Below are 20,357 nucleotides of genomic sequence, written 5' to 3'. Positions count from 1 at the left end.
CTGTCGGCACGATGTGAACTAAGGTTAGCCTAACCAAAACTGTCGGGGCCGGATCCGACCCGGCCGCATCCGATCGCTGGAGGCCGCATGCCCGCGCCCGCGCCCGTCCCGTTCTCCACCGTGCTCCGCACCGCCAGCAGCGAGGAGCACGAGGCCGCCGAACACTCCTCGTTCATGAGCCACCTGCTGAACGGGCGCCTCGGGATCGAGGCGTACGCCGACCTCACCGGCCAGCTCTGGCACGTCTACCGGGCGTTGGAGAGCCGGACCGGGCAGCTCGCGGAGCACCCGCTGGCCGGCCCCTTCATCGACGGCGCGCTGCTGCGCACCGCCGCCATCGAGCGCGACCTGGCGCACCTGCGCGGGCCCGGCTGGCGGGACGGACTGGCGCCGCTGCCGGCCACCGCCGCGTACGTCGCGCGCGTGGAGGAGCTGGCCGCCGCGTGGCCCGCCGGGTACATCGCGCACCACTACACCCGCTACCTGGGCGATCTGTCGGGCGGCCAGATCATCCGGGGCGTGGCCGAGCGGACCTGGGGCTTCGCGCGCAAGGGCGACGGCGTGCGGTTCTACGTCTTCGAGGAGGTCGACAACCCGGCCGCCTTCAAGCGCGAGTACCGGGCCAAGCTGGACGCTGCCGGGACGGCGATGGACGAGGTCGAGCGGCGCCGGGTGGTCGAGGAGTGCAAGCGGGCCTTCGTGCTCAACGGAGCGGTCTTCCGCGACCTGGACTCGCGCTACCCGCTCAGCGCGTAGGCGCCGCCCTCCGACGCCACCGGAGGCGGGCCGGCCCCGGCGAACGACCGCCCGCCGGGGCGACGGTCACGGACGGGCCGGCCGCCGAGGTGCTGCGCCCACCGCTGCTCGGCGAGGCGTACGGCCACCCGGTGGAGGTGCCGGCGCACCTACGCACCGGGGTGCCGCCGGGCCTGCCGCGGCGCGGCTGAACCGGGTCAGTCCTCCAGCCGGAAGCCGACCTTGATACAGACCTGGTAGTGCTTGATCCGGCCGTCCTCCAGATGCCCCCGGACCTGGGACACCTCGAACCAGTCGAGGTTGCGCAGCGTCCGGGCGGCCCGCTCCACCCCGTTGCGGATCGCGGCGTCGATGCTCTCGGTCGAGGACCCGACGATCTCGGTCACCCGGTACACGTGGTCGGTCATGGCGGACTCCCTCAGCTGTGCGACGGTCCCCCGGTCCACCGTGCACCGCCCCCGCCCCGCCCGCACCCCGACGGGCCGCCGCCGCCCCCGAGCCGGGCCCCGGGACTCCGGGGGCCCTGCCCGGACAGGGGCCCCAAGGGCTCCCGGATCGGGCCCCGGAGGACCGGCCCCAGGGCGCCGGGCCGGGCTCCCGGGTGCCGGGCCTAGAAGGCCGCCCGCACCTGTCCGACCGGCGCGCCGCCGCCGAACAGCGGGGCCGCGCCGATCCGCTCGACGGTCTCGTCCGCCCCGGCCACCCCGAGCCGGCGCAGCGCGGCCGCCAGCACCGGGCCGCGGGCGCGCTCACCGCCGTCGTCGATCTTGAAGGCCAGTGCCCGCCCGTCCGGCAGCGCCACCACCTGGACGGCCTCGGCGCCCATCTTGGACAGCGCGCCCGGGATCGCCCGCATCAGCCAGGTGTCGGCCCGGCGGGTGCCGGCCACGTACTCGGGGTGGGCGCGCATCGCGTCGGCCACCCGGCGCGGCGCGGACCCCTCGGGGGCCAGCACCAGGCCGCGGTAGCCGCGAGCCAGGCCGGTCAGCGTGACGGCCAGCAGCGGGGCGCCGCAGCCGTCCACCCCGGCGTGCGCGGGCGTCTCGCCGGTGCCCTCCTCCAGGGCCTCGCGGGCCAGCAGCTGGATCGGGTGGGACGGGTCGAGGTAGCTCTCGGTGTCCCAGCCGTTGGCCACGCAGGCGGCCAGCCAGCCGGCGTGCTTGCCCGAGCAGTCCATCAGGATCGGGGCGCGCCGACCGCCGGCGCCGAGCAGCAGCTCCGCCTCGGTCTCGTCCAGCGGCAGGTCGGCCGGGGTCCGCAGGGCCGACTCGTCGAGCCCGGCGGCGCCGAGGATGGCTCTCACACCGGCCAGGTGAAACGATTCTGCAGAGTGGCTGGAGGCGGCCAGCGCCAACAGCTCGGCGTCGATCGACAGCCCGGCCCGCAGGGTGGCCACCGCCTGGAACGGCTTGGCCGTCGACCGCGGGAAGACCGGTGCGTCCGGGTCGCCCAGCGCGAACTCGACCGAGCCGTCGGCGGCGAGCAGCACCAGGGAACCGTGGTGGTGGCCCTCGACGAAGCCCGATCGTATGACCTCGGCGAGCACGGGCACGGTGGCGAGCTGGGGCATGGGGGTTGAGCCTTCCGGGGCGAGGGTGAGCCGGGAACGAGCCGGGCTCCACCCGCCCGCAGCGACTCACCCGGTCAGAGCGGCCCCCCTGCGAGCAGGTCGTCGACCCGTGCTTCCCCATCACGGTACCTGCGGGTGATCTCGGCATTGCAACCGTCGGCCGTGCGCAGCAGCCGCTGACGCCGTCCGGACACCTCCCGCTCGTGCGCCCGCAGCCGCTCCAGGGCGGCCAGCAGCTCCTCGGCCGGGTGCGCCGCCAGGTCGGCGAGCTGGACGTCGCCCATGAGCGCGTCCGCCTCCAGCCCGGACTCCCGGGTGCGCGGCGGGCCGAGGGTCACGTGCCGGGCCGAGCGCCGCACGGTGGAGGGCGCGTCGGTCAGGATGGCCGGCAACCGGTCCAGCAGGTCGCCGGGGGCCGGGTCGGGGCCGGGCACGCCGGCCGCCCGGACCGGGCCGGCGGCGGGGCGCCGGTCGAGCTCGGCGCGCAGGATGTCCATCCGCCCGTGCAGCAGCCGCCGCAGGTAGGACAGGTCGGCCTCCTGCTCCAGGGTCTCCCGGCGCAGCACCCGCAGCTGGTCCAGGCCCAGCCCCTCCAGATCGGGCTCGTCCTCCGCGTCCGCCACCGGACCGCACGGGCCCCCGGGGGCCGGCGCCATCCGCCCGGACCGGTCCCGCGCCGCGCTGCTCGCGTCCATCACCCAACCCACCTGCCGTCGTCGATCCCGCCCGCTCGCGGCAACCCCGTCCCTGCCGCCGGTCCGGCCCGTCCCCCGACGGGCTCGGCGTTCCGTCCCTCGGCACGCCCGGGAGCCCCCCGGAGGTTCCGCTCCCCGGTCGCGACCACCCGTCGGGGCGACACCACCAGAACGCCTGACCTACCGACTCGACCGCCCGGCCGAACCCGGGCCCGGCGCGGCGGACCTCCTGGCGCCCCGGACCCTTCGTACGGTCCACAGCGTGCCACCCCACCCGGCGCGCGCGCACCGCCCGTGCACCCGAACGGCCCCCTGGCGAACGGGGGTGGCTGATATGACCGGCCCTTTCCGCAGGAAGAGCAGCGCCCGAACCGGCGCAGGCGCCCACTTTGCGGCGTGCGCAACCATCGTGCGCGCCCCTCGTCTGCGCCCTGGGACGACCTCTGTGACGCACGTGGGGGATGCGGCGCGACGGGCGGCGGGCGCACGGGGAGCGACGTGCAGAAGCGGGTGCCGAGGGACGGGCGGACCGCCCGCGCAGCGCCCGTGGGGGCGCGCGACAGCGGGCGGAGCGCGTGACGACGGGGCGGGCGCCGTCCCCGCACCGCCCGGCCGGCACCGCCCGCACCGTCCGGCCCGTCGCCCGGCCTGTCCCGGTCCGTCGCCCGACCATCGCCCACGCCGCCGGGAGCGCCCGGGAGCGCCCGGGAGCGCCCGGGGACGCCCGGCTGTGCCGCGCCGGGGCCCCTCCGGTGGCCGCGCCGCCCTCCGGCACAATGGCGGCATGCGAGCAGTGGTGCAGCGAGTGACCGAGGCCCGGGTGACCGTGGCCGGTGAGACCGTCGGTGCGATCGAGGGGCCGGGGCTCTGCGTCCTGGTCGGCGTCACCCACGACGACACCCCCGCCAAGGCCGCCCAACTGGCCCGCAAGCTCTGGACGCTGCGGCTGCTGCCCGCCGACGAGGAGGGCGTCGAGCAGAGTTGCTCCGACCTCGGCGCCCCGCTGCTGGTGATCAGCCAGTTCACGCTCTACGGCGACGCCCGCAAGGGCCGCCGCCCCACCTGGAACGCCGCCGCCCCCGGCCCGGTCGCCGAGCCGCTGGTGGACGAGGTGGTCGGCGCGCTGCGGGCGCTGGGCGCCAAGGTGGAGACGGGCCGGTTCGGCGCCGACATGCAGGTGGCGCTGGTGAACGACGGCCCGTTCACCGTCCTCGTCGAGGTCTGATCTGAGGCCGGAGGCCGGAGCCCCGCCCCGGCTACTGCGGGACGATCACGTCCTGGGTGCCCGGCACCGTCCCGGCCAGCAACACCGCGTCCACCGGGACGTTCCGCTTGACGATCGCCAGCGCGATCGGCCCCAGCTCGTGGTGGCGGGCCGAGGAGGTCACGAAGCCCAGCGACCGCCCGTCCGGGTCGGTGGCCAGCCGGACCTCGGTGCCGTGCGGGGGCAGCGACTCCTCGGTGCCGTCCAGGTGCAGGAAGACCAGTCGGCGCGGCGGCCGGCCCAGGTTGTGCACCCGGGCGACGGTCTCCTGGCCGCGGTAGCAGCCCTTCTGCAGGTGGACGGCGGTGCGCAGCCAGTCCACCTCGTGCGGGATGGTCCGGTGGTCGGTCTCGAAGCCGAGCCGGGGCCGGTGGCCCTCGATCCGCAGGGCCTCGTACGCCCAGATCCCGGCCGCCGGACCGTACCCGGCGGTGAGCTTCTCCAGGTCGGCGCGCGGCACGAACAGGTCGCGCCCGTAGGGGAGTTCGCGGACGGCCGCGGCGCCCTCGACGGAGCCGGTGGAGCCGGCCGGCAGGTGGACAACGGCGTACTCGGCGGTCGCGTCGGCGACCTCCACCCGGTAGAAGAACTTCATGCTCTCCAGGTAGGCGACCAGCGCACCCTGGGTGCCCGGCTCGACGTGCGCCCAGGTGGTGGTGCCGTCGTCCACCAGGTAGAGCGCGTGCTCGACGTGCCCGTTCGGGGAGAGCACCAGCGCCTCGGCGGCCTGCTGCGGGGGAAGCTCGCTGACGTGCTGGGTGACCAGCAGGTGCAGCCAGGCGAGGCGGTCGGCGCCGGTGACGGTGACGACCCCGCGGTGCGAGAGGTCGACGAAGCCGGTGCCCTGCGCGAGGTGGCGTTGCTCGCGGAAGATGTCGCCGTAGTGGGCGGCGACGCCCTCGTCGGCCCCCTCGGCGGGGACGGCTCCGGGCAGGGCAAGCAGCGGGCTCTTCACACCGGTCATACCGGCCAGCTTACGACCGGCCCTCGGCGAGCTTGGCGGTGCAGTCGGCACAGCGGCCGAAGATGGCGAAATGCTTGAGGTCGGTGTCGAAGCCGTGCTGCGCGCGCAGGCTGTCGATCAGCGGCTGGGCGATCTCGGTGCCGGTCTCGGTGACCTTCTCGCAGTCCCGGCAGACCAGGTGCAGGTGGTGGTGGCGGCCGGCCAGGTGGTAGGTCGGGGCACCGTGGCCGAGGTGGGCGTGCGAGACCAGGCCCAGCTCCTCCAGCAGCTCCAGGGTCCGGTAGACGGTGGAGATGTTGATGCCGCTGGCGGTCCGCCGGACGTGGCAGAGGATGTCGTCGGGGGTGGCGTGGTCGAGGACGTCGACGGCCTCCAGCACGAGCTGCCGCTGCGGGGTGAGGCGGTAGCCGCGCTCACGCAGGTCGGCCTTCCAGCCGTCGGAGAGGTGCCAGTCGCCGGAGAGCTGCCAGTCGGTGGTGCCGGTGTCCGCCACGGTGCTGTCCCTGCCAAGGAAAGATGGAAAGTCGGGGGTCCTGATGCAAGTGTAGGGACCGGCCCGGGGCCGGTCCCTACACTTGCACGGACTGCGCTGTTGCCGGAGCCGTGCCTACTTGAAGAACGCGATGCCGTCGTCCGGCAGGTCGTTGATGTCCTTGATCAGCTGGGCCGGGCTGAGCACCTTCTTCAGCTGCGCGGACATGTACGGGCGCAGCGGCACGCTCGGGGCGGCCTTCTCGCCGACCCACAGCAGTTCGCCGTTGACGAAGCCGTACAGCCGCTTGCCGCCCGAGTACTCCGGCGAGCCCTCGATCCGGGCCACCGCGTCGGTCGAGACGTCGACCTGGGGCTTGCCGTCGGCCAGCTCGCCGTACCAGATCTCGACCGTGCCGTCGTCGCGGACGGAGGAGATCTCGATCCCCCGGGCGCCGCTGGTGCCGTCGGGGTTGCTCGTGATGCGCCAGAACGCGTGCTCGTTCTCCAGCGGGCGGACCTTCTCGCCGTCGTTGTCCAGCACCCAGGTGCGGGAGCGGAACTCCAGGAAGGGCCGGCCGTCGTGGCGGATCACGATCTCCTGGCCGAAGTTGCACTTCTCCGTGCGCGGACCCCCCTCACCCGGCAGAGGGGCGTAGACGCCCGCGCCCTCCCAGGTGCCGAGGAGGAAGGCGAGCGGCACGACGTCCTTGTGGAGGTCAGAGGGGATCTCGATCATGTTCCTGGTCGCTGTCGTCGTCGGTGTGGGGCTGCCTCAACCGTACGGCAGGCTCAGCGCTGACCCTGGTACAGCTTCATCACCGAGAAGATGGCGAACCAGGTGATCAGCACGGCCATGAGGGCCAGCAGACCGTCGAAGAACATTTCCAGACCGGACACGGGGGGCTCCCAGGCGGCGACAGTGTGGTGGATTTTGCTCCGCTCACTCTATCCGTCGGGCTCCGGCCGGTCGCGGTGAGCCCCACCACGTCGCTGTTCGCGCCGGGGTTACCACGCCACCCGAGCTTTCCCCACGGGTTCCCGGGATGACGGCCGACGGGGGTGGCGGGACCTCTAAGGTGGCGCCATGTCGAAGAAACTGGTCATCAAGGTCACCGCAGGGGCGGACGCGCCGGAGCGGTGCTCGCAGGCGTTCACGGTGGCGGCGGTGGCCGTCGCCAGCGGGATCGAGGTCTCGCTCTGGCTGACCGGCGAGTCCTCCTGGTTCGCGCTGCCGGGGCGCGCCGCCGAGTTCGAACTGCCGCACGCGGCGCCGCTGCCGGACCTGCTGGAGTCGATCCTGGCGGTCGGTTCGGTGACGCTCTGCACCCAGTGCGCCGCCCGGCGCGGGATCGAGCAGAAGGACACCGTCGAGGGTGTCCGGATCGCGGGCGCGCAGGTCTTCGTCAGCGAGATCATGGCCGACGGCGTCCAGGCGCTCGTCTACTGACCGCTCCCGCACCCGCCGACCGATTCCGTACCGGGGGTCACGGACGCTGCTCGTGGTCGGGGCGGTCCCGGTCGTGGCCGGGCTCGTCCCACTTCGGATCGTCCCAGCGCGGGTCGTTCCACCAGTCGTCGTCCGGGTCGCGCTTGTTGGCGAACACCGCGGCGGCCGGCGGGATCACCATCGCGACCAGGCACATGCCGATCGCCGCGCCCACCGAGAAGAACCGCACCACGCCCCAGGCCATGACGAACAGGCCCACGCACACGCCCATCATGGCGAAGTAGTAGCGACGCCGCCGTCTTGCCTGCACCCCTCCACGGTACGGCCGAGGGCCCCTGCTCGGCAGGGGCCCTCGGGGTGTCGTCCGCACTCCGGTCGACGCGCTCGCTCCGGAGCGGGCGACCCGGTCGGCCGCTCCGATCGACCGATCCGGTCAGACCGCGATCGCGACCTCGACGGCGGTGCCCTGGGAGGCCACCACCTGACGGTCCACGGTCTGGCCCGGCACCAGCGCGCGCAGGGTCCACTTGCCCGGGCGGGCGAAGAACCGGAACTGGCCGGTCGCCGAGGTGGGCACCTCGGCCGTGAACTCACCGCCCTCGTCCAGCAGTCGGACGTAGCCGTTGACCGGCTCACCGTCGCGGGTCACCGAACCCTGGATGATCGTCTCGTTCGCCACGTCAACTCCTGCCAGGTCCGGGCCGCCGGCCTTCGCACCGCACATGTCTGTCTTCCCTTCTGACTTACGGGTCGAGCCGGGGCTCAGTTGCCGAGCTCGATCGGCACGCCGACCAGGCTGCCGTACTCGGTCCACGAACCGTCGTAGTTCTTGACGTTCTCCTGGCCGAGCAGCTCGTGCAGCACGAACCAGGTGAGCGCGGAGCGCTCGCCGATGCGGCAGTAGGCGATGGTGTCCTTCGCCAGGTCGATGCCCTCGGCCTCGTACAGGGCCTTGAGCTCGTCGTCGCTCTTGAAGGTGCCGTCGTCGTTGGCGTTCTTGGCCCACGGGATGTTGCGGGCGCTCGGCACGTGGCCCGGGCGCTGCGACTGCTCCTGCGGGAGGTGGGCGGGGGCCAGCAGCTTGCCGGAGAACTCGTCGGGCGAGCGGACGTCGACCAGGTTGAGGTTGCCGATGGCGGCGATCACGTCGTCGCGGAAGGCGCGGATCGACGAGTCGGCGGCCTGCGCCGTGTACTCGGTGGCGGGGCGGGCCGGCACCTCGGAGACCAGGTCGCGGGAGTCGAGCTCCCACTTCTTGCGGCCGCCGTCCAGCAGGCGGACGTCGCCGTGGCCGTACAGCTTGAAGTACCAGTAGGCGTACGAGGCGAACCAGTTGTTGTTGCCGCCGTACAGGACGACGGTGTCGTCGTTGGCGATGCCCTTGGCGCTGAGCAGCGCCTCGAAGCCGGCCTGGTCGATGAAGTCGCGGCGGACCGGGTCCTGGAGGTCCTTCTTCCAGTCGATCCGGACGGCGTTGCGGATGTGGTTCTTGTCGTAGGCGGAGGTGTCCTCGTCGACCTCGACGATGACGACCTTCGGGTCGTCCAGGTGGGCCTGGACCCAGTCGGCGTCGACCAGGACGTCGCTGCGGCTCATGGTGGTGTTCTCCATCCGAGGGCGGTTGGCGGAAGGTGCTGCTCAGGAGGTGCTGCAGGGGCACCCGGGCGGATGCGGGTCCGAATCGCTGTCCGAATGGTGGGACAGGGCGGGTGGACCGGGGCGACCGGGCAGGAGACTGCGGAGTACATCGGCACCGACCCGCGGGCACAGCCGGGTACGGTCACCGGGAAGATCGGCGGCGAGCGTCAACTGCCCTGCCTGGATGCCGAGTCAGCGCATTCGACACAGACAGGCGGCCACGCGGCACAGGTCTACCGCCCGCCGCTTCGTGAGGTCCGTCTGTCGCTTCATGCCGACGATGCTAGGGACACCGACGGCCCGCTGTCATCAGCGTATCGAATAATGAGATCAAAACAGCCGCATCGCGAGATTCGGCCTCCGCGTGGCCTCTGCCCGGCCCGTCCGCCCCGGCCGGGCCGCCTTCCGGTGGCGCACAACGGGCGGAAACGACACCGCTCCGCGGTCCGCGCTGGACAGCGCGTCTCGCGGAGCGGAACGTTTCGGCGATCAGACGGCGGGTCGATCCCGGGACGGCGGGCCGGACGGGACGGATCGACGGGGGGCTCAGCCGAGGAGCTTGACACCCTTGCCGTCGAAGGTCAGCTGGAGGCCCTCCGGCAGCGGCGTCACGCCGTCCTTGTCGCCGTCCTTGGCGGCCAGCTTCAGCCCGGCCGGCAGCGTGTCCAGCGTGAAGCTCATCGGCTCGATCTGCTGGTTGGTGATCCCGGCCATCATCCCCGCGAGGGCGCTCAGCCGGAAGCCGTCCACCGTGACGGTGTTCCCGTCGTTGTGCACGGTGCCCTCGCCGATCGCGATCGGCCCCAGCGAGGCCTTGACCTTGCCCGGCCCGCCGTACGACAGGCTCAGCCGCGTACTGCTGCCCACCGGCAGCTTGGTGCCGTGCAGCAGCTGGGAGGCCGGGGGCAGCAGCTGCGCGAGGTCCGGGTACGAGATCACCCCGCTGCCGGTGCCGCTGTCCACCGTGGCGCTGTTCATGCTGTCGCTCACCTTGACCCCGGCGAGCTCGGCCTTGAACGAGTGCAGCGCGACCTGGTGGCTGCCGTCGCCGACGGTCAGGCCGTCGGCGGAGATCCGGACGTCGTCCAGCTTCATCGACAGCACCTGGGTGAGGAACGGGAAGCCGTCGATCGAGACGTCCGGCCGCTGGCTCATCCGGCCGCTCTGCACGATCCGGTCGGCGGCCTCGTCCTCGGCCACGCCGACCGCGATGCGGTCGGCGCCCACCAGGAGGCCCGAGAGCACCACCAGGCCGATCGTGGCCTTCAGCCATCCGCGCATCGTGTCCCCCGTCGTCGCCGGTCGCTGTGGTCGTTCGCTGCTGTCCGCTGGTGGTCGTTCGCCGTCGTTCGTGGTCCCGCGGCGGCCGCCGAACGCGGCCGCCCCGCACGACGGTACGACGTCCCGCCCCGGAGCATGGTTCCGGGGCGGGACGTCGTGGGTAAGGGGCGGCTCGACGCCGAGGAGCGTCAGGCCAACAGGTCGGTGGCGATCCAGATCAGCGGTGCGGCCACCGCCAGCGGCAGCGCCACGCCCGCCGTCATGTGCACGAAGCGGGACGGGAAGTCGTACGCCGCGACCCGACGGCCGACCAGCGCCCCCAGCCCGGCGAGCGCACCGAGCGCCACCGGCGCACCCACCAGCAGGCCCAGCGCCACGGCCGCGACCAGGCCCAGGACCGGGCCGAGCTGCTTCGGGCCGGGCAGCGGCGCCGCGGCCAGCAGGGTGGCCAGCGCGACCGCGCCCACCCCGGCCGGCACCCAGTCGGCCAGCAGCAGCATGGTGCACAGCGCCGTCACCACGGTGGCCGAGCCCAACACCGTCAGCGCGTAGAACCGCTCCTTCGGGTCCGACGGGCGGAACGTCTGCAGCACCAGGACCAGCAGGAAGAACCCGCCCAGGGTGCCCACCACCGCCGCCACGCCGCCATCGGAGTCCGCCAGCAGCACCGCGGCATCCGCGGTGAAGCCGGCCAGCGCGGCGAGCAGGATGCCCTGCCGGGCCGGCCACATGCCGTTCAGCCGGAACCAGCCGGCCGCCGTCAGCAGCTGCAGCAGCGCGACCACCAGGGCCAGCGCCACCTGCCCCAGCGCGGCGCCGCCGGCCAGCAGCGCGGCCGCGCCGGCGGTGATCAGGGCCGGCTGCAGACCCGGGTCGATGATCGGAGAACCGGTCCGGCCCGCCGGACCGGCGGGCGGCACGGGCTGCACGGGCGGAAGGGGCTGCGCCGGGACGGGCGCGAACGGCGGCGCGCCGGCGGCACCCAGCGGGCCCGCCGTACCCACCGGGCCGGGGGCGGGCGGGCGCTTGAGCGTCATGGTCGGCGGGTCGAAGGCCTCCGCCGACGGCTGCGCGGCGGCAGGCTGCGGCGCCTGAGCCGCGTGCCGGGCCCGCGCCCGGGCCGGCGGCTGCTGCGGCTGCTGCTGCTGCGGCATGTGCGGCGGCTGCGGCGGCTGCGGCGGCTGCTGGGCGTGCTGCGGCACCGGCGGCTGGTACTGCGGAGCCGGGGACTGGTGCCGCCCCGGAGCCTGCCCCGGGTGTAGCGGCGCCCCGGCGGGCACCGAGCCGGAGGCCGTCACCGGCGGCAGCAGCGTGGTGGCCGCGGCGTCGTCCATAGCGGGGACGGGCGGCAGCAGCGTCGTCGCCGCCGGGTCGTCCATCGCGGGAACGGGCGGCAACAGGCTGGTCGCGGCCGCGTCGTCGAACGCCGGTACGGGCGGCAGGACCGTGGTCGCCGCGGCGTCGTCCACCGGGTAGCCGTACGGCGGCTGCTGCGCGTGCGGAGCCTGCGGCGGGTACGGCTGCTGCCCGTGCTGCCCGTGCTGAGCCTGCGGCGGGTACGGCTGCTGCCCGTGCTGCCCGTGCTGAGCCTGCGGCGGGTACGGCTGCTGCCCGTGCTGCGGGTACCCCTGCGGGGCCTGGGGGTGCCGGGGCTGCTGCGGCCACTCGCCGTAGGGGCCGCGGTTCGGGTCGTTCGTGTCGGTCACGCCGCTCACCCTCCCGCGAACGGCGGGAGGACCTCGACCGTCCCGCCCTCGGTCAGGGCGACGGTCGCGTGGTCCCGGCCGCCCACCTGGGCGCCGTCGACCAGGTACGAGCTGTGCCCGAACAGCCGGACGAGCTTCGGCTTGTCGGCGTGCCGCTCCTTGGCCGCCGCCAGCGCCTCCGCCAGGGTCGCCGCCTCGTACGGCTCCTCGGCCAGCCCGGCCTCGGACTTCGCAGCCGCCCAGTAACGGATCGTCCCGCGCACCCGGGCGCCGCTCGCGGGCTCGGTGGTAGCGCCCATCGGGCCACCCCTTCTCGTCGTCCTCGCCCGGCCCCGGTGACCCGGTCCGGCTCGCCACCGGGGCGGCCGCCCGACCACCCGAACGATGGACCCGCGATGCGCCGCCGATGTGCGTCCCATGATGGCGTGTCCGTCGCCACGAGCGGCAATCGCCCTGGCTCCACCGGTGCGGAGCAGCGCTCGAAGCTGTGTCCAGGCTCACCCGGCGCACGCCCGAAATAGGTGAACCGCCGGATTCGAACACTCCCGGCGCGGCGGGAGGTCGGCTATCCTCGACCACCAAGAGGGATCCGGGCAGAGTCGCCCCCGGGTCCTTTTGTGCTTTCAGGACGCCAGTACGGACGTTCTTGCGATTCGTCGGCCCACCCCCGGCGCAGCGCGGGAACCGCCCCGTCCGTCGCGGCACAACGACGTGCCGCGGCCGGCCGGGACGTCGCCACCGGGCACCGGGCCGCCGCCCGGGGACCGGAACCAGACCGGAGGGTTCACGGTGATGGACAGGGCAGGAACGGTGCGCCAGGGGTTGCGGGACCCCCGGCGGGTCCGCCATTCCCTTTCCTCCGACCCCTCCTTCGCCCTGCACACCGTCCGCTCCCCCGGTACGCCCCGGGCGCCCGTCCTCCTCTCCTCCCCCTCAGCACGTGCGCCATCCGGCTGTGGCGGCAGCCGTAACGCGACCGCGACGACCCGGAAAGGGGACCACCGGGTATGAGTTCTCTCCTCCTCCTCACCAACGCACTGCAACCGTCGGCCGAGGTACTGCCCGCCCTCGGCCTGCTGCTGCACAACGTCCGGGTGGCCCCCGCCGAGGGCTCCGCCCTGGTGGACACGCCCAGCGCGGACGTCATCCTGGTCGACGGCCGACGCGACCTGCCGCAGATCCGCAGCCTGTGCCAGCTGCTGCGCTCCACCGGCATCGGCTGCCCGCTGATCCTGGTGGTGACCGAGGGCGGCCTGGCCGCCGTCACCGCCGAGTGGGGCATCGACGACGTCCTGCTGGACACCGCAGGCCCGGCCGAGGTCGAGGCCCGGCTGCGGCTGGCCCTCGGCCGTCTCCAGGTCACCACCGACGACAGCCCGATGGAGATCCGCAACGGCGAGCTCTCGGTCGACGAGGCCACCTACTCCGCGAAGCTCAAGGGCCGGTCGCTCGACCTCACCTTCAAGGAGTTCGAGCTGCTCAAGTACCTCGCCCAGCACCCCGGCCGGGTCTTCACCCGGGCCCAGCTGCTGCAGGAGGTCTGGGGCTACGACTACTTCGGCGGCACCCGGACGGTGGACGTCCACGTCCGTCGTCTGCGCGCCAAGCTCGGCGTGGAGCACGAGCAGCTGATCGGCACCGTGCGCAACGTCGGCTACCGCTTCGTCGTCCCGGAGAAGCCCGAGAAGGGCGAGCGCCCGGAGCCGGCCCAACGGCCCCCCGCCTCCCTGGAGGCGTGACCGGCGAGCCGGGCGGGCCGTCACCCGCCCGGCTTGTCCGGTTCATCCCCGAGCCGCCCGCCGTCCACCGACGGCGTCCCCCGGTCCCACTGCCGCCCCGGTGACCACACGCGTAGACTCCACTCGTGGCCAAAGTGACGCGCGACGATGTAGCCCGGCTGGCTGGTACCTCGACCGCGGTCGTCAGCTACGTCATCAACAACGGACCGCGCCCGGTCGCGCCCGCGACCCGGGAGAAGGTCCTCGCGGCGATCGAGCAGCTCGGCTACCGGCCGAACAGCGTCGCCCAGGCGATGGCCTCCCGCCGGACCAACCTGATCGGCATGGTCGTCCCGGACGCCCGCCAGCCCTTCTTCGCCGAGATGGCGCACGCCGTGGAACGCGCCGCCTCCGAGCGCGGCAAGCTCGTGCTGATCGGCAACTCCGACTACGTGGACGACCGCGAGGTCCACTACGTCCGCGCCTTCCTCGGCATGCGCGTCTCCGGCCTGATCCTGGTCAGCCAGGGCCCCTCGCAGCGTGCCGCGGAGGAGTTCGCCGCGATGGAGGGCGCCAAGGTGGTGCTGCTGCACCGCCGCCCCGAGGCGATCGACGACGTCGCGGTGGTCACCGACGACGTGGGCGGCGCCGAGGCCGTCGTCCGCCACCTGCTGGAGGTGCACGGACACCCGTACGTCGCCTGCTTCGGCGGCCCGGTCGAGTCCCCCGCCCCCGGCGACCCGGTCATCGACCACGTCGAGGGCTGGCAGCGCGCCATGGACGCGCACGGCGTCCCCACCGAGCCGCACCTGATCGACGCGCCCTTCCACCGCTACGGCGCCTACGAGGTCGCCCTCTCCGTACTGAGCTCGCCGGACCGGCCGCGGGCGGTCTTCTGCTCCACCGACGACCAGGCCATCGGCGTGCTGCGGGCCGCCCGCGAGGTCGGCCTGCGCGTCCCCGAGGACCTCGCCGTCGCCGGCTTCGACGACGTGCCGGAGGCCGCGCTCGCCGACCCGCCGCTGACCACCGTCGCCTCCGACCGCGACGCGATGGCCCGGGCCGCCGTGGACCTGGTGCTGGACGACTCGCTGATGGTGCCCGGTTCGGACACCGAGCGGGTCCGCAAGTTCCCCTCCCGCCTGGTCATCCGCCGCTCCTGCGGCTGCGACGGGGAGGCCCCGGGGGCGGGCACCGCCGCGCAGTAGCGGGCGCAGAAGACCGGCAGGTAGCACGCGGACCCGAGCGGCGGGTCGGGCCGGGGCGCGCCCGGAGCCGTCGATTCCGCTCCGCAGGGTGCCTGACCAGGCTTTATGAGAACCCAACGGGCTTCTCGCCCCGTTCTGAGCCGGTTCTCATCCGGTCCTCATCCACCGGGCGGAGCTTGGTCGGCATGAGCGAACAGCAGCAGCACCCCGACGACCGGTACCGCGACCAGTACGGCCCCTACGAGCCCCGGGTGATCGAGGGCACCGTGCTCGGCAGCGGCCCCGCGGGCAGCACCGACCCGGCCGGGTACGCGTACCACGAGGACCACTCCGGCGGCAGCTTCGACGGACCGCCGCCTCCCCCGCCCATCCCGCCCGAGCCGCCGACCCTGCTCGGCCCCGGCTCCCCCGACGGTCCCGACGGCCACGGCCGCCGCAGCCGGGCCCGCAGCGGCCTGCTGCGCGGCCGACTCGCCCTGGTGACCGCCGTCGCCGCGGTCGCCGCCGTCCTCGGCGGGGTCACCGGTGGGGTGGTCGCTGCCGACCGGCAGTCCGCCGACACCCGGGTCGCCACCGTCGCCAGCCCGGTCTCCGCCCGCAGCGACGGCAGCGCCGACGTGCCGGCCATCGCCTCCGCCGTCTCGCCCAGCGTCGTCCAGATCACCGTGAAGAGCGGCAACGGCACCGCCACCGGCACCGGCGTCGTCCTGGACAAGGACGGCCGGATCCTCACCAACTACCACGTGATCGACACCGTCGGCGCCGGCGGCCGGATCACCGTGACCTTCAAGGACGGCTCCACCGCCCAGGCCACCGTCACCGGCACCGACAAGGCCCTCGACATCGCCGTCATCACCGCCACCGGCGCCGGCAACCTCACCCCCGCCGTCCTCGGCGACTCCTCCTCCGTGGCCGTCGGCGACCCGGTCGTCGCCATCGGCAACCCCGACGGGCTCACCGGCACCGTCACCTCCGGCATCATCAGCGCCGAGAACCGCGACGTCACCGTCCAGCTCGACGAGGGCAGCACCAGCACCAACGGCGGCTTCGGCCTCCCCTTCCTGCCCGGCACCCGCGGCACCGCCCCGCAGTCCGGCAGCAGCACCACCTACAAGGCCTTCCAGACCGACGCCGCCCTCAACCCCGGCAACTCCGGCGGCCCGCTGATCAACGCCAACGGCCAGGTCATCGCCATCAACTCGGCGATGTACGCACCCAGCGGCAACGGCAACGGCTCCGGCGGCAGCAGCTCGGCCGGCAGCGTCGGCCTCGGCTTCGCCATCCCGATGAACGACATCAAGCAGGCTCTGCCGAAGCTCGAAGCCGGACAGAACCTGTAAGCCACAATCCCTACGACGGACAATTGGCCCCAGCAGGCCCTCCACCCGACGAGAAAGGGCACCCGCCCATGACCCCGTCCGCCGACGACCGCACCCCCGCCGAGCCCGGCCACCCCGCCGCCCGGCTCCTCGTGGTCGACGACGAACCCGCCCTCCGGGACGCCCTGGAGAGCAGCCTCGCCTTCGAGGGCTACGAGGTCTCCACCGCCACCGACGGCTACGAAGCCCTGGAAACCGTCGAACGCGAACGGCCCGACCTCGTCCTGCTGGACATCATGATGCCCCGGATGGACGGCCTCACCGCCGTCCGCCGGATGCGCTCGCGCGGCGACACCGTCCCGGTGCTGATGCTCACCGCCCGCGACGCCGTCGGCGACCGCGTCACCGGCCTCGACGTCGGCGCCGACGACTACCTCGCCAAGCCCTTCGAGCTCGACGAACTCCTCGCCCGCGTCCGGGCCCTGCTGCGCCGCAACGCCCTCGCCGCCGAGGCCGCCGCCCGCGCCGCCGCCGAGGACGAGAGCGAGGTGCTCTCCTTCGCCGACCTGCGGATGAACACCGCCACCCGCGAGGTCACCCGGGCCGGCAAGCCCATCGAACTCACCCGCACCGAGTTCATGCTGCTGGAGATGTTCCTCTCCCACCCCCGCCAGGTCCTCACCCGGGAGCAGATCCTCAAGGCGGTCTGGGGCTTCGACTTCGAGCCCTCCTCCAACTCCCTGGACGTGTACGTGATGTACCTGCGCCGCAAGACCGAGCAGGGCGGCATGCCCCGTCTGATCCAGACCGTGCGCGGCGTCGGCTACGCCCTGCGCGCGGCCGCCGGCGTCGGCGCGTGAACGAGCACGCCGAGCGGGCCGAGCACGGCGTCCGGAGCGGCAACGTCCCGCCCCCGCCCCTGGCCCCGCCCCGCGCCCCCGGCCGCCGACGGCGCCTGGTCCACTGGCTCCGCTCCCGCTCGCTGCGCAGCCGCCTCACCTTCCTGAGCGCGGCGGCGGTGGCGGTGGCCATCGCACTGTCGGCGCTGGCGTGCTGGTTCATCGTGGAGAAGCAGCTCTACAACCAGGTCCGGGCTGATCTGGCCAGCGCACCGCTGCCCATGCCTCCCCGGGGAGCCGGTCTCAACTGCTACGGCACCCCGGAACAGGCCCTGGATCACCAACCCGTCAGCAGTCTTCAGGAGATCAGCGGAGCGGCCCCCCGGGACACCCAGTTCCTCGCAGAGGGGAAGGGGGTCTGCCTGCCCCCCGGCGCGACCAAGGCGATCGTCACCGTGCCGGGGGACACCGCCGTATTCCGTATCAAACCCGGCCAGTCGATCATCCGGGAGGGCCGGTTCACCAACGGGGATCCCGCACTGGTCCGGCTCACCAACGACCCCAGGTACCTGGTGCCGGTCGTCGTGATGGTGGCCACTCCCACCCAGTCCGTCGAGGAATCCCTCCAGGGCCTCGCCATCCTCCTCGGATCCGTCTCCGTCGGCGGCATCCTCCTCGCCGCCATCGCCGGCCGCCTGGTCGCCCGCTCCGCCCTGAAGCCGGTCGACCAACTCACCGACGCCGTCGAGCACATCGCCCGGACCGAGGAGGTCGGGACCACCATCCCCGTCCACGGGCACGACGAGATCGCCCGGCTCTCCACCTCGTTCAACTCGATGAGCACCTCGCTCGCCAACTCCCGCGAGCGGCAGACCCGGCTGATCGCCGACGCGGGCCACGAGCTGCGGACGCCGCTCACCTCGCTGCGCACCAACGTCGACCTGCTGATCCGCAGCAACGACACCGGTCGCCCGCTCCCCCCGGCGACCAAGACCAAGCTGCTCGGCAACATGAAGGCGCAGATGCAGGAACTCACCGTCCTGATCGGCGACCTGCTGCAGCTCTCCCGGCCCGACTCCCCCAAGGCGGGCCCGAACCTCGCCGTCGTCGCCCTGCACGAGATCGCCGGGCGGGCCGTGGAGCGGGCGAAGCTGCGCGGCCCGGGTCTGGTCTTCGAGACGAGCACCGAGCCCTGGTACGTGCACGGCGACGCCGCCGGGCTGGAGCGGGCCGTGATCAACCTGCTGGACAACGCGGTCAAGTACAGCCCGCCCGGGGGGACGGTCGAAGTCCGTTTGCAGCAGGGCGTGTTGACCGTCCGGGACCACGGCCCGGGCATCCCGCCGGACGAGCTCCAGTACGTCTTCGACCGGTTCTGGCGTTCGCCGTCCTCGCGGCAGCTGCCGGGCTCGGGCCTCGGGCTGTCGATCGTCGCGCAGAGCGTCCGGGAGGCGGGCGGCGAGGTCACCCTCGGCCCGGCCGCGGACGGCGGTCCGGGCGCGCTGGCCACCGTCCGGCTGCCCGGCGGCCCCGCCCCCGAGTAGGCCCGCCCCGAGCCGGAGCGGCCCCGGACAGGGAAAGGGGCGGGTGGGGCGCCCCGACAGCGCCCCACCCGCCCCTCAGGGCCGGCTCACGGTCAGTCGATGTCGCTGCCCGGGCCGATGATCTTGATCCGGTCCTGCGCCGGGGCCTGCAGCGGCGCGCTCGCCGAGCTGTGGGCACCCAGGTAGGCCGTGAAGAGGTCCAGGTCGGAGGCGCCGACGAGCTTGTCGGTGCCGGCCGCGAAGGCCGGGAAGCCGTCGCCGCCGCCGGCCAGGAACTCGTTGGCCGCGACGCGGTACTTGGCAGCCGGGTCGACCGGCGCGCCGTTCAGCCGGATCGAGTCCACCAGGACCCGGTCCGCGCCGGTCTTGCGCATGTCCAGGGTGTAGTGCAGGTTCGACGACCCCTGGAGGACCTTCGGCGCGGCGTCGTTGGAGCCGCTCACCTGCTGCTGGAGCAGCTGGACCAGCTGGGCCCCGGTCAGCGTCTTGACCTGCATCATGTTGGTGAACGGCTGGACGGTGAACGCCTCGCCGTAGGTCACCACGCCGTCGCCCTCGCTGCCCGAGGCCTTGTAGACCAGGTCGGAACGGATGCCGCCCGGGTTCATGAAGGCGACCTGCGCACCGCCCTTGTCGGCCGGGGTCAGCCCCGCCAGCTGCGCGTCGGCGATCACGTCACCGAGCGGCTTCTCCAGGTCGCTGCTGCCGCGGCCGTTGATGTCCGAACCGATCCAGCCGATCGGACGGTTGGCGATCGGGGCGGCCAGCTTCTGGTAGTGCTCGACCAGCGCCGTCATGTCGGGCGCCTTCTCGACCGTGCGGCGCACCACGTGGTTCTCGGCCTTGACCGAGGGGCGCACGATCTCGCCGGTGGTCTTGTCCAGCTTCATGTCGATCTCGGTGAAGAGCCGGCCGAAGGAGGCGGCACTGGTCACCGAGCGCGGAACGCCGTTCGGGTCGGGGATGGTGCAGGCGTACGCGTTGTGGGTGTGGCCGGTGACGATGGCGCCGACCGCCGGGTCGATCTTCTTCGCGATGTCGACGATCGGGCCGGAGACGCCCTGGCCGGCCGCACCGCAGTCGTAGTTGTAGACGGAGCTGGCCGGGTAGCCGCCCTCGTGGATCAGCGCGACGATCGAGTTGACGCCCTTGGCCTTGAGCTCGGCGGCGTACTTGTTGATCGTGGTGACCTCGTTGGCGAACTTCAGGCCCTTGACGCCCTCGGCGGTCACGATGTTCGGCGTGCCCTCCAGGGTGACGCCGATGAAGCCGACCTTCACGCCCTGGGACTTGGTGATCCAGTACGGGGCCAGCAGCGGCTTGCCGGTCTTCTCGTCGGTGACGTTCGCCGACAGGTAGTTGAAGTTGGCGCCCTTGAAGGTGCGGCCAGGCTCGTAGCAGCCGTCGGTCGGGTGGCAGCCGCCCTCCTGCATGCGCAGCAGCTCCTGCGCGCCCTCGTCGAACTCGTGGTTGCCCACGGAGGTGACGTCCAGGCCGAGCTTGTCCATCGCCTCGATGGTCGGCTCGTCGTGGAAGAGCGCCGAGGTGAGGGGGCTGGCGCCGACGATGTCGCCGGCCGCGACGGTGATCGAGTCGTCGGCCGGTATCCGCGCCTTGCGCAGCTCGGTGGCCAGGTACTCGATGCCGCCGGCCGGGGTGGCGACCTCCTTGCCGGTGGCCGGGTCGATCTCCTTGATCGTGCCGGACGAGCCGGCCGGAGGCTCCAGGTTGCCGTGGAAGTCGTTGATCGCCAGCAGCTGGAGGTTGACGGTCTTGTGACGCTTGGAGTTGGCGTCGGCGGCCTGGGCGGCCGTCGGCACGACCACCGTGCCGAGCAGACCAGCGGCGGCGACGACGGCGAGCGCCGTCCGTCGGGATCTGACGGTGAGCATGAGAGGGGTCCCCTGCACCTCGGAGGAGCACCGGCTGTGGGA

Annotated in this window: 22 protein-coding genes; 8 read left to right on the top strand and 14 right to left on the bottom strand. The window is 73.3% G+C overall.

Annotated elements, in window-relative coordinates; genetic code table 11:
* The first annotated feature begins 87 nt into the window (after window positions 1-87).
* On the top strand, window positions 88-756 hold the full coding sequence (locus ACIGG8_RS19240) for a heme oxygenase (biliverdin-producing) (protein WP_396549317.1): 669 nt from the start codon (window positions 88-90) through the stop codon (window positions 754-756).
* A gap of 197 nt (window positions 757-953) precedes the next feature.
* On the opposite strand, the gene ACIGG8_RS19235 is transcribed toward ACIGG8_RS19240, so the two are convergent.
* The 3 genes from ACIGG8_RS19235 to ACIGG8_RS19225 form a co-directional block, all read right to left on the bottom strand.
* Complete coding sequence (locus ACIGG8_RS19235; protein WP_350525681.1) at window positions 954-1,163, bottom strand: dodecin; 210 nt, start codon at window positions 1,161-1,163, stop codon at window positions 954-956.
* A gap of 203 nt (window positions 1,164-1,366) precedes the next feature.
* A complete protein-coding gene (locus ACIGG8_RS19230; protein WP_396549315.1) occupies window positions 1,367-2,326 on the bottom strand; it encodes an asparaginase in 960 nt (319 codons plus the stop codon).
* A 74-nt stretch (window positions 2,327-2,400) separates the two neighbouring features.
* Entirely contained in the window at window positions 2,401-3,021 is a 621-nt protein-coding gene (locus tag ACIGG8_RS19225) for an ABC transporter substrate-binding protein (protein ID WP_396549313.1), read from the bottom strand.
* A gap of 784 nt (window positions 3,022-3,805) precedes the next feature.
* Between ACIGG8_RS19225 and dtd the strand changes: the two genes are divergently transcribed.
* Window positions 3,806-4,246: a D-aminoacyl-tRNA deacylase gene (dtd, locus tag ACIGG8_RS19220; RefSeq protein WP_350525684.1), complete on the top strand. Its 441-nt coding sequence runs from the start codon at window positions 3,806-3,808 to the stop codon at window positions 4,244-4,246.
* A gap of 31 nt (window positions 4,247-4,277) precedes the next feature.
* Here the strand turns inward: dtd and ACIGG8_RS19215 are convergent, their stop codons facing one another.
* From ACIGG8_RS19215 to ACIGG8_RS19205, 3 genes are all read right to left on the bottom strand, one after another.
* On the bottom strand, window positions 4,278-5,240 hold the full coding sequence (locus ACIGG8_RS19215; protein WP_350525719.1) for a folate-binding protein: 963 nt from the start codon (window positions 5,238-5,240) through the stop codon (window positions 4,278-4,280).
* Between the two features lie 19 nt (window positions 5,241-5,259).
* The gene (locus ACIGG8_RS19210; protein ID WP_350525685.1) at window positions 5,260-5,742 is read right to left on the bottom strand and encodes a Fur family transcriptional regulator; all 483 of its coding nucleotides are present in this window, start codon (window positions 5,740-5,742) and stop codon (window positions 5,260-5,262) included.
* A gap of 114 nt (window positions 5,743-5,856) precedes the next feature.
* The gene (locus ACIGG8_RS19205; RefSeq protein ID WP_396549310.1) at window positions 5,857-6,459 is read right to left on the bottom strand and encodes an FABP family protein; all 603 of its coding nucleotides are present in this window, start codon (window positions 6,457-6,459) and stop codon (window positions 5,857-5,859) included.
* A gap of 348 nt (window positions 6,460-6,807) precedes the next feature.
* Between ACIGG8_RS19205 and ACIGG8_RS19200 the strand changes: the two genes are divergently transcribed.
* On the top strand, window positions 6,808-7,170 hold the full coding sequence (locus ACIGG8_RS19200; RefSeq protein ID WP_350525687.1) for a DsrE family protein: 363 nt from the start codon (window positions 6,808-6,810) through the stop codon (window positions 7,168-7,170).
* Window positions 7,171-7,207: 37 nt separating this feature from the next.
* On the opposite strand, the gene ACIGG8_RS19195 is transcribed toward ACIGG8_RS19200, so the two are convergent.
* The 7 genes from ACIGG8_RS19195 to ACIGG8_RS19165 form a co-directional block, all read right to left on the bottom strand.
* Complete coding sequence (locus ACIGG8_RS19195) at window positions 7,208-7,480, bottom strand: DUF3099 domain-containing protein (RefSeq protein WP_350525688.1); 273 nt, start codon at window positions 7,478-7,480, stop codon at window positions 7,208-7,210.
* A gap of 123 nt (window positions 7,481-7,603) precedes the next feature.
* Window positions 7,604-7,894: a DUF1416 domain-containing protein gene (locus tag ACIGG8_RS19190; protein ID WP_030059605.1), complete on the bottom strand. Its 291-nt coding sequence runs from the start codon at window positions 7,892-7,894 to the stop codon at window positions 7,604-7,606.
* A 38-nt stretch (window positions 7,895-7,932) separates the two neighbouring features.
* The gene (locus ACIGG8_RS19185) at window positions 7,933-8,766 is read right to left on the bottom strand and encodes a sulfurtransferase (RefSeq protein WP_396549307.1); all 834 of its coding nucleotides are present in this window, start codon (window positions 8,764-8,766) and stop codon (window positions 7,933-7,935) included.
* Between the two features lie 234 nt (window positions 8,767-9,000).
* Window positions 9,001-9,081 carry an Ms5788A family Cys-rich leader peptide gene (locus ACIGG8_RS19180; RefSeq protein WP_350517234.1) on the bottom strand — a complete coding sequence of 27 codons (81 nt, stop codon included), beginning with the start codon at window positions 9,079-9,081 and terminating at the stop codon, window positions 9,001-9,003.
* A gap of 273 nt (window positions 9,082-9,354) precedes the next feature.
* On the bottom strand, window positions 9,355-10,089 hold the full coding sequence (locus ACIGG8_RS19175) for a DUF2993 domain-containing protein (protein ID WP_350525690.1): 735 nt from the start codon (window positions 10,087-10,089) through the stop codon (window positions 9,355-9,357).
* A gap of 188 nt (window positions 10,090-10,277) precedes the next feature.
* Window positions 10,278-11,795, bottom strand: a complete 1,518-nt coding sequence (locus ACIGG8_RS19170; RefSeq protein WP_396549305.1) for a hypothetical protein — start codon at window positions 11,793-11,795, stop codon at window positions 10,278-10,280.
* 5 nt (window positions 11,796-11,800) lie between these two features.
* On the bottom strand, window positions 11,801-12,094 hold the full coding sequence (locus tag ACIGG8_RS19165) for a MoaD/ThiS family protein (protein WP_350525692.1): 294 nt from the start codon (window positions 12,092-12,094) through the stop codon (window positions 11,801-11,803).
* Between the two features lie 708 nt (window positions 12,095-12,802).
* Between ACIGG8_RS19165 and ACIGG8_RS19160 the strand changes: the two genes are divergently transcribed.
* From ACIGG8_RS19160 to ACIGG8_RS19140, 5 genes are all read left to right on the top strand, one after another.
* Window positions 12,803-13,534, top strand: a complete 732-nt coding sequence (locus tag ACIGG8_RS19160; protein ID WP_396549302.1) for a response regulator transcription factor — start codon at window positions 12,803-12,805, stop codon at window positions 13,532-13,534.
* 125 nt (window positions 13,535-13,659) lie between these two features.
* A complete protein-coding gene (locus ACIGG8_RS19155; RefSeq protein WP_396549300.1) occupies window positions 13,660-14,721 on the top strand; it encodes a LacI family DNA-binding transcriptional regulator in 1,062 nt (353 codons plus the stop codon).
* A gap of 185 nt (window positions 14,722-14,906) precedes the next feature.
* On the top strand, window positions 14,907-16,061 hold the full coding sequence (locus tag ACIGG8_RS19150) for a S1C family serine protease (protein ID WP_396549298.1): 1,155 nt from the start codon (window positions 14,907-14,909) through the stop codon (window positions 16,059-16,061).
* A 68-nt stretch (window positions 16,062-16,129) separates the two neighbouring features.
* Window positions 16,130-16,900 (top strand): response regulator transcription factor, encoded by a 771-nt coding sequence (locus ACIGG8_RS19145; protein ID WP_350525696.1) that lies wholly within the window; start codon window positions 16,130-16,132, stop codon window positions 16,898-16,900.
* Window positions 16,897-18,423 (top strand): sensor histidine kinase, encoded by a 1,527-nt coding sequence (locus tag ACIGG8_RS19140; protein WP_396549296.1) that lies wholly within the window; start codon window positions 16,897-16,899, stop codon window positions 18,421-18,423. The genes ACIGG8_RS19145 and ACIGG8_RS19140 overlap by 4 nt, the downstream gene beginning before the upstream one ends.
* A 92-nt stretch (window positions 18,424-18,515) precedes the next feature.
* On the opposite strand, the gene ACIGG8_RS19135 is transcribed toward ACIGG8_RS19140, so the two are convergent.
* Entirely contained in the window at window positions 18,516-20,315 is a 1,800-nt protein-coding gene (locus ACIGG8_RS19135; RefSeq protein ID WP_396549294.1) for a bifunctional metallophosphatase/5'-nucleotidase, read from the bottom strand.
* Window positions 20,316-20,357: the final 42 nt, after the last annotated feature.

This window comes from Kitasatospora sp. NPDC085464 (assembly GCF_044541955.1).
Lineage (GTDB): Bacteria > Actinomycetota > Actinomycetes > Streptomycetales > Streptomycetaceae > Kitasatospora.
The sequence above is the reverse complement of the archived record's forward strand: the minus strand, read 5'-3'. Positions and strand labels throughout refer to the sequence as shown.

Excerpts from the sequence above, each read along its gene's own strand:
- ACIGG8_RS19200 (WP_350525687.1), top strand. The coding sequence starts at position 6,808 with ATGTCGAAGAAACTGGTCATCAAGGTCACCGCAGGGGCGGACGCGCCG.
- dtd (WP_350525684.1), top strand. The coding sequence starts at position 3,806 with ATGCGAGCAGTGGTGCAGCGAGTGACCGAGGCCCGGGTGACCGTGGCC.
- ACIGG8_RS19235 (WP_350525681.1), bottom strand. The coding sequence starts at position 1,163 with ATGACCGACCACGTGTACCGGGTGACCGAGATCGTCGGGTCCTCGACC.
- ACIGG8_RS19150 (WP_396549298.1), top strand. The coding sequence starts at position 14,907 with ATGAGCGAACAGCAGCAGCACCCCGACGACCGGTACCGCGACCAGTAC.
- ACIGG8_RS19190 (WP_030059605.1), bottom strand. The coding sequence starts at position 7,894 with ATGTGCGGTGCGAAGGCCGGCGGCCCGGACCTGGCAGGAGTTGACGTG.
- ACIGG8_RS19175 (WP_350525690.1), bottom strand. The coding sequence starts at position 10,089 with ATGCGCGGATGGCTGAAGGCCACGATCGGCCTGGTGGTGCTCTCGGGC.
- ACIGG8_RS19160 (WP_396549302.1), top strand. The coding sequence starts at position 12,803 with ATGAGTTCTCTCCTCCTCCTCACCAACGCACTGCAACCGTCGGCCGAG.
- ACIGG8_RS19135 (WP_396549294.1), bottom strand. The coding sequence starts at position 20,315 with ATGCTCACCGTCAGATCCCGACGGACGGCGCTCGCCGTCGTCGCCGCC.
- ACIGG8_RS19165 (WP_350525692.1), bottom strand. The coding sequence starts at position 12,094 with ATGGGCGCTACCACCGAGCCCGCGAGCGGCGCCCGGGTGCGCGGGACG.
- ACIGG8_RS19185 (WP_396549307.1), bottom strand. The coding sequence starts at position 8,766 with ATGAGCCGCAGCGACGTCCTGGTCGACGCCGACTGGGTCCAGGCCCAC.
- ACIGG8_RS19230 (WP_396549315.1), bottom strand. The coding sequence starts at position 2,326 with ATGCCCCAGCTCGCCACCGTGCCCGTGCTCGCCGAGGTCATACGATCG.
- ACIGG8_RS19180 (WP_350517234.1), bottom strand. The coding sequence starts at position 9,081 with ATGAAGCGACAGACGGACCTCACGAAGCGGCGGGCGGTAGACCTGTGC.
- ACIGG8_RS19225 (WP_396549313.1), bottom strand. The coding sequence starts at position 3,021 with ATGGACGCGAGCAGCGCGGCGCGGGACCGGTCCGGGCGGATGGCGCCG.
- ACIGG8_RS19145 (WP_350525696.1), top strand. The coding sequence starts at position 16,130 with ATGACCCCGTCCGCCGACGACCGCACCCCCGCCGAGCCCGGCCACCCC.
- ACIGG8_RS19205 (WP_396549310.1), bottom strand. The coding sequence starts at position 6,459 with ATGATCGAGATCCCCTCTGACCTCCACAAGGACGTCGTGCCGCTCGCC.
- ACIGG8_RS19240 (WP_396549317.1), top strand. The coding sequence starts at position 88 with ATGCCCGCGCCCGCGCCCGTCCCGTTCTCCACCGTGCTCCGCACCGCC.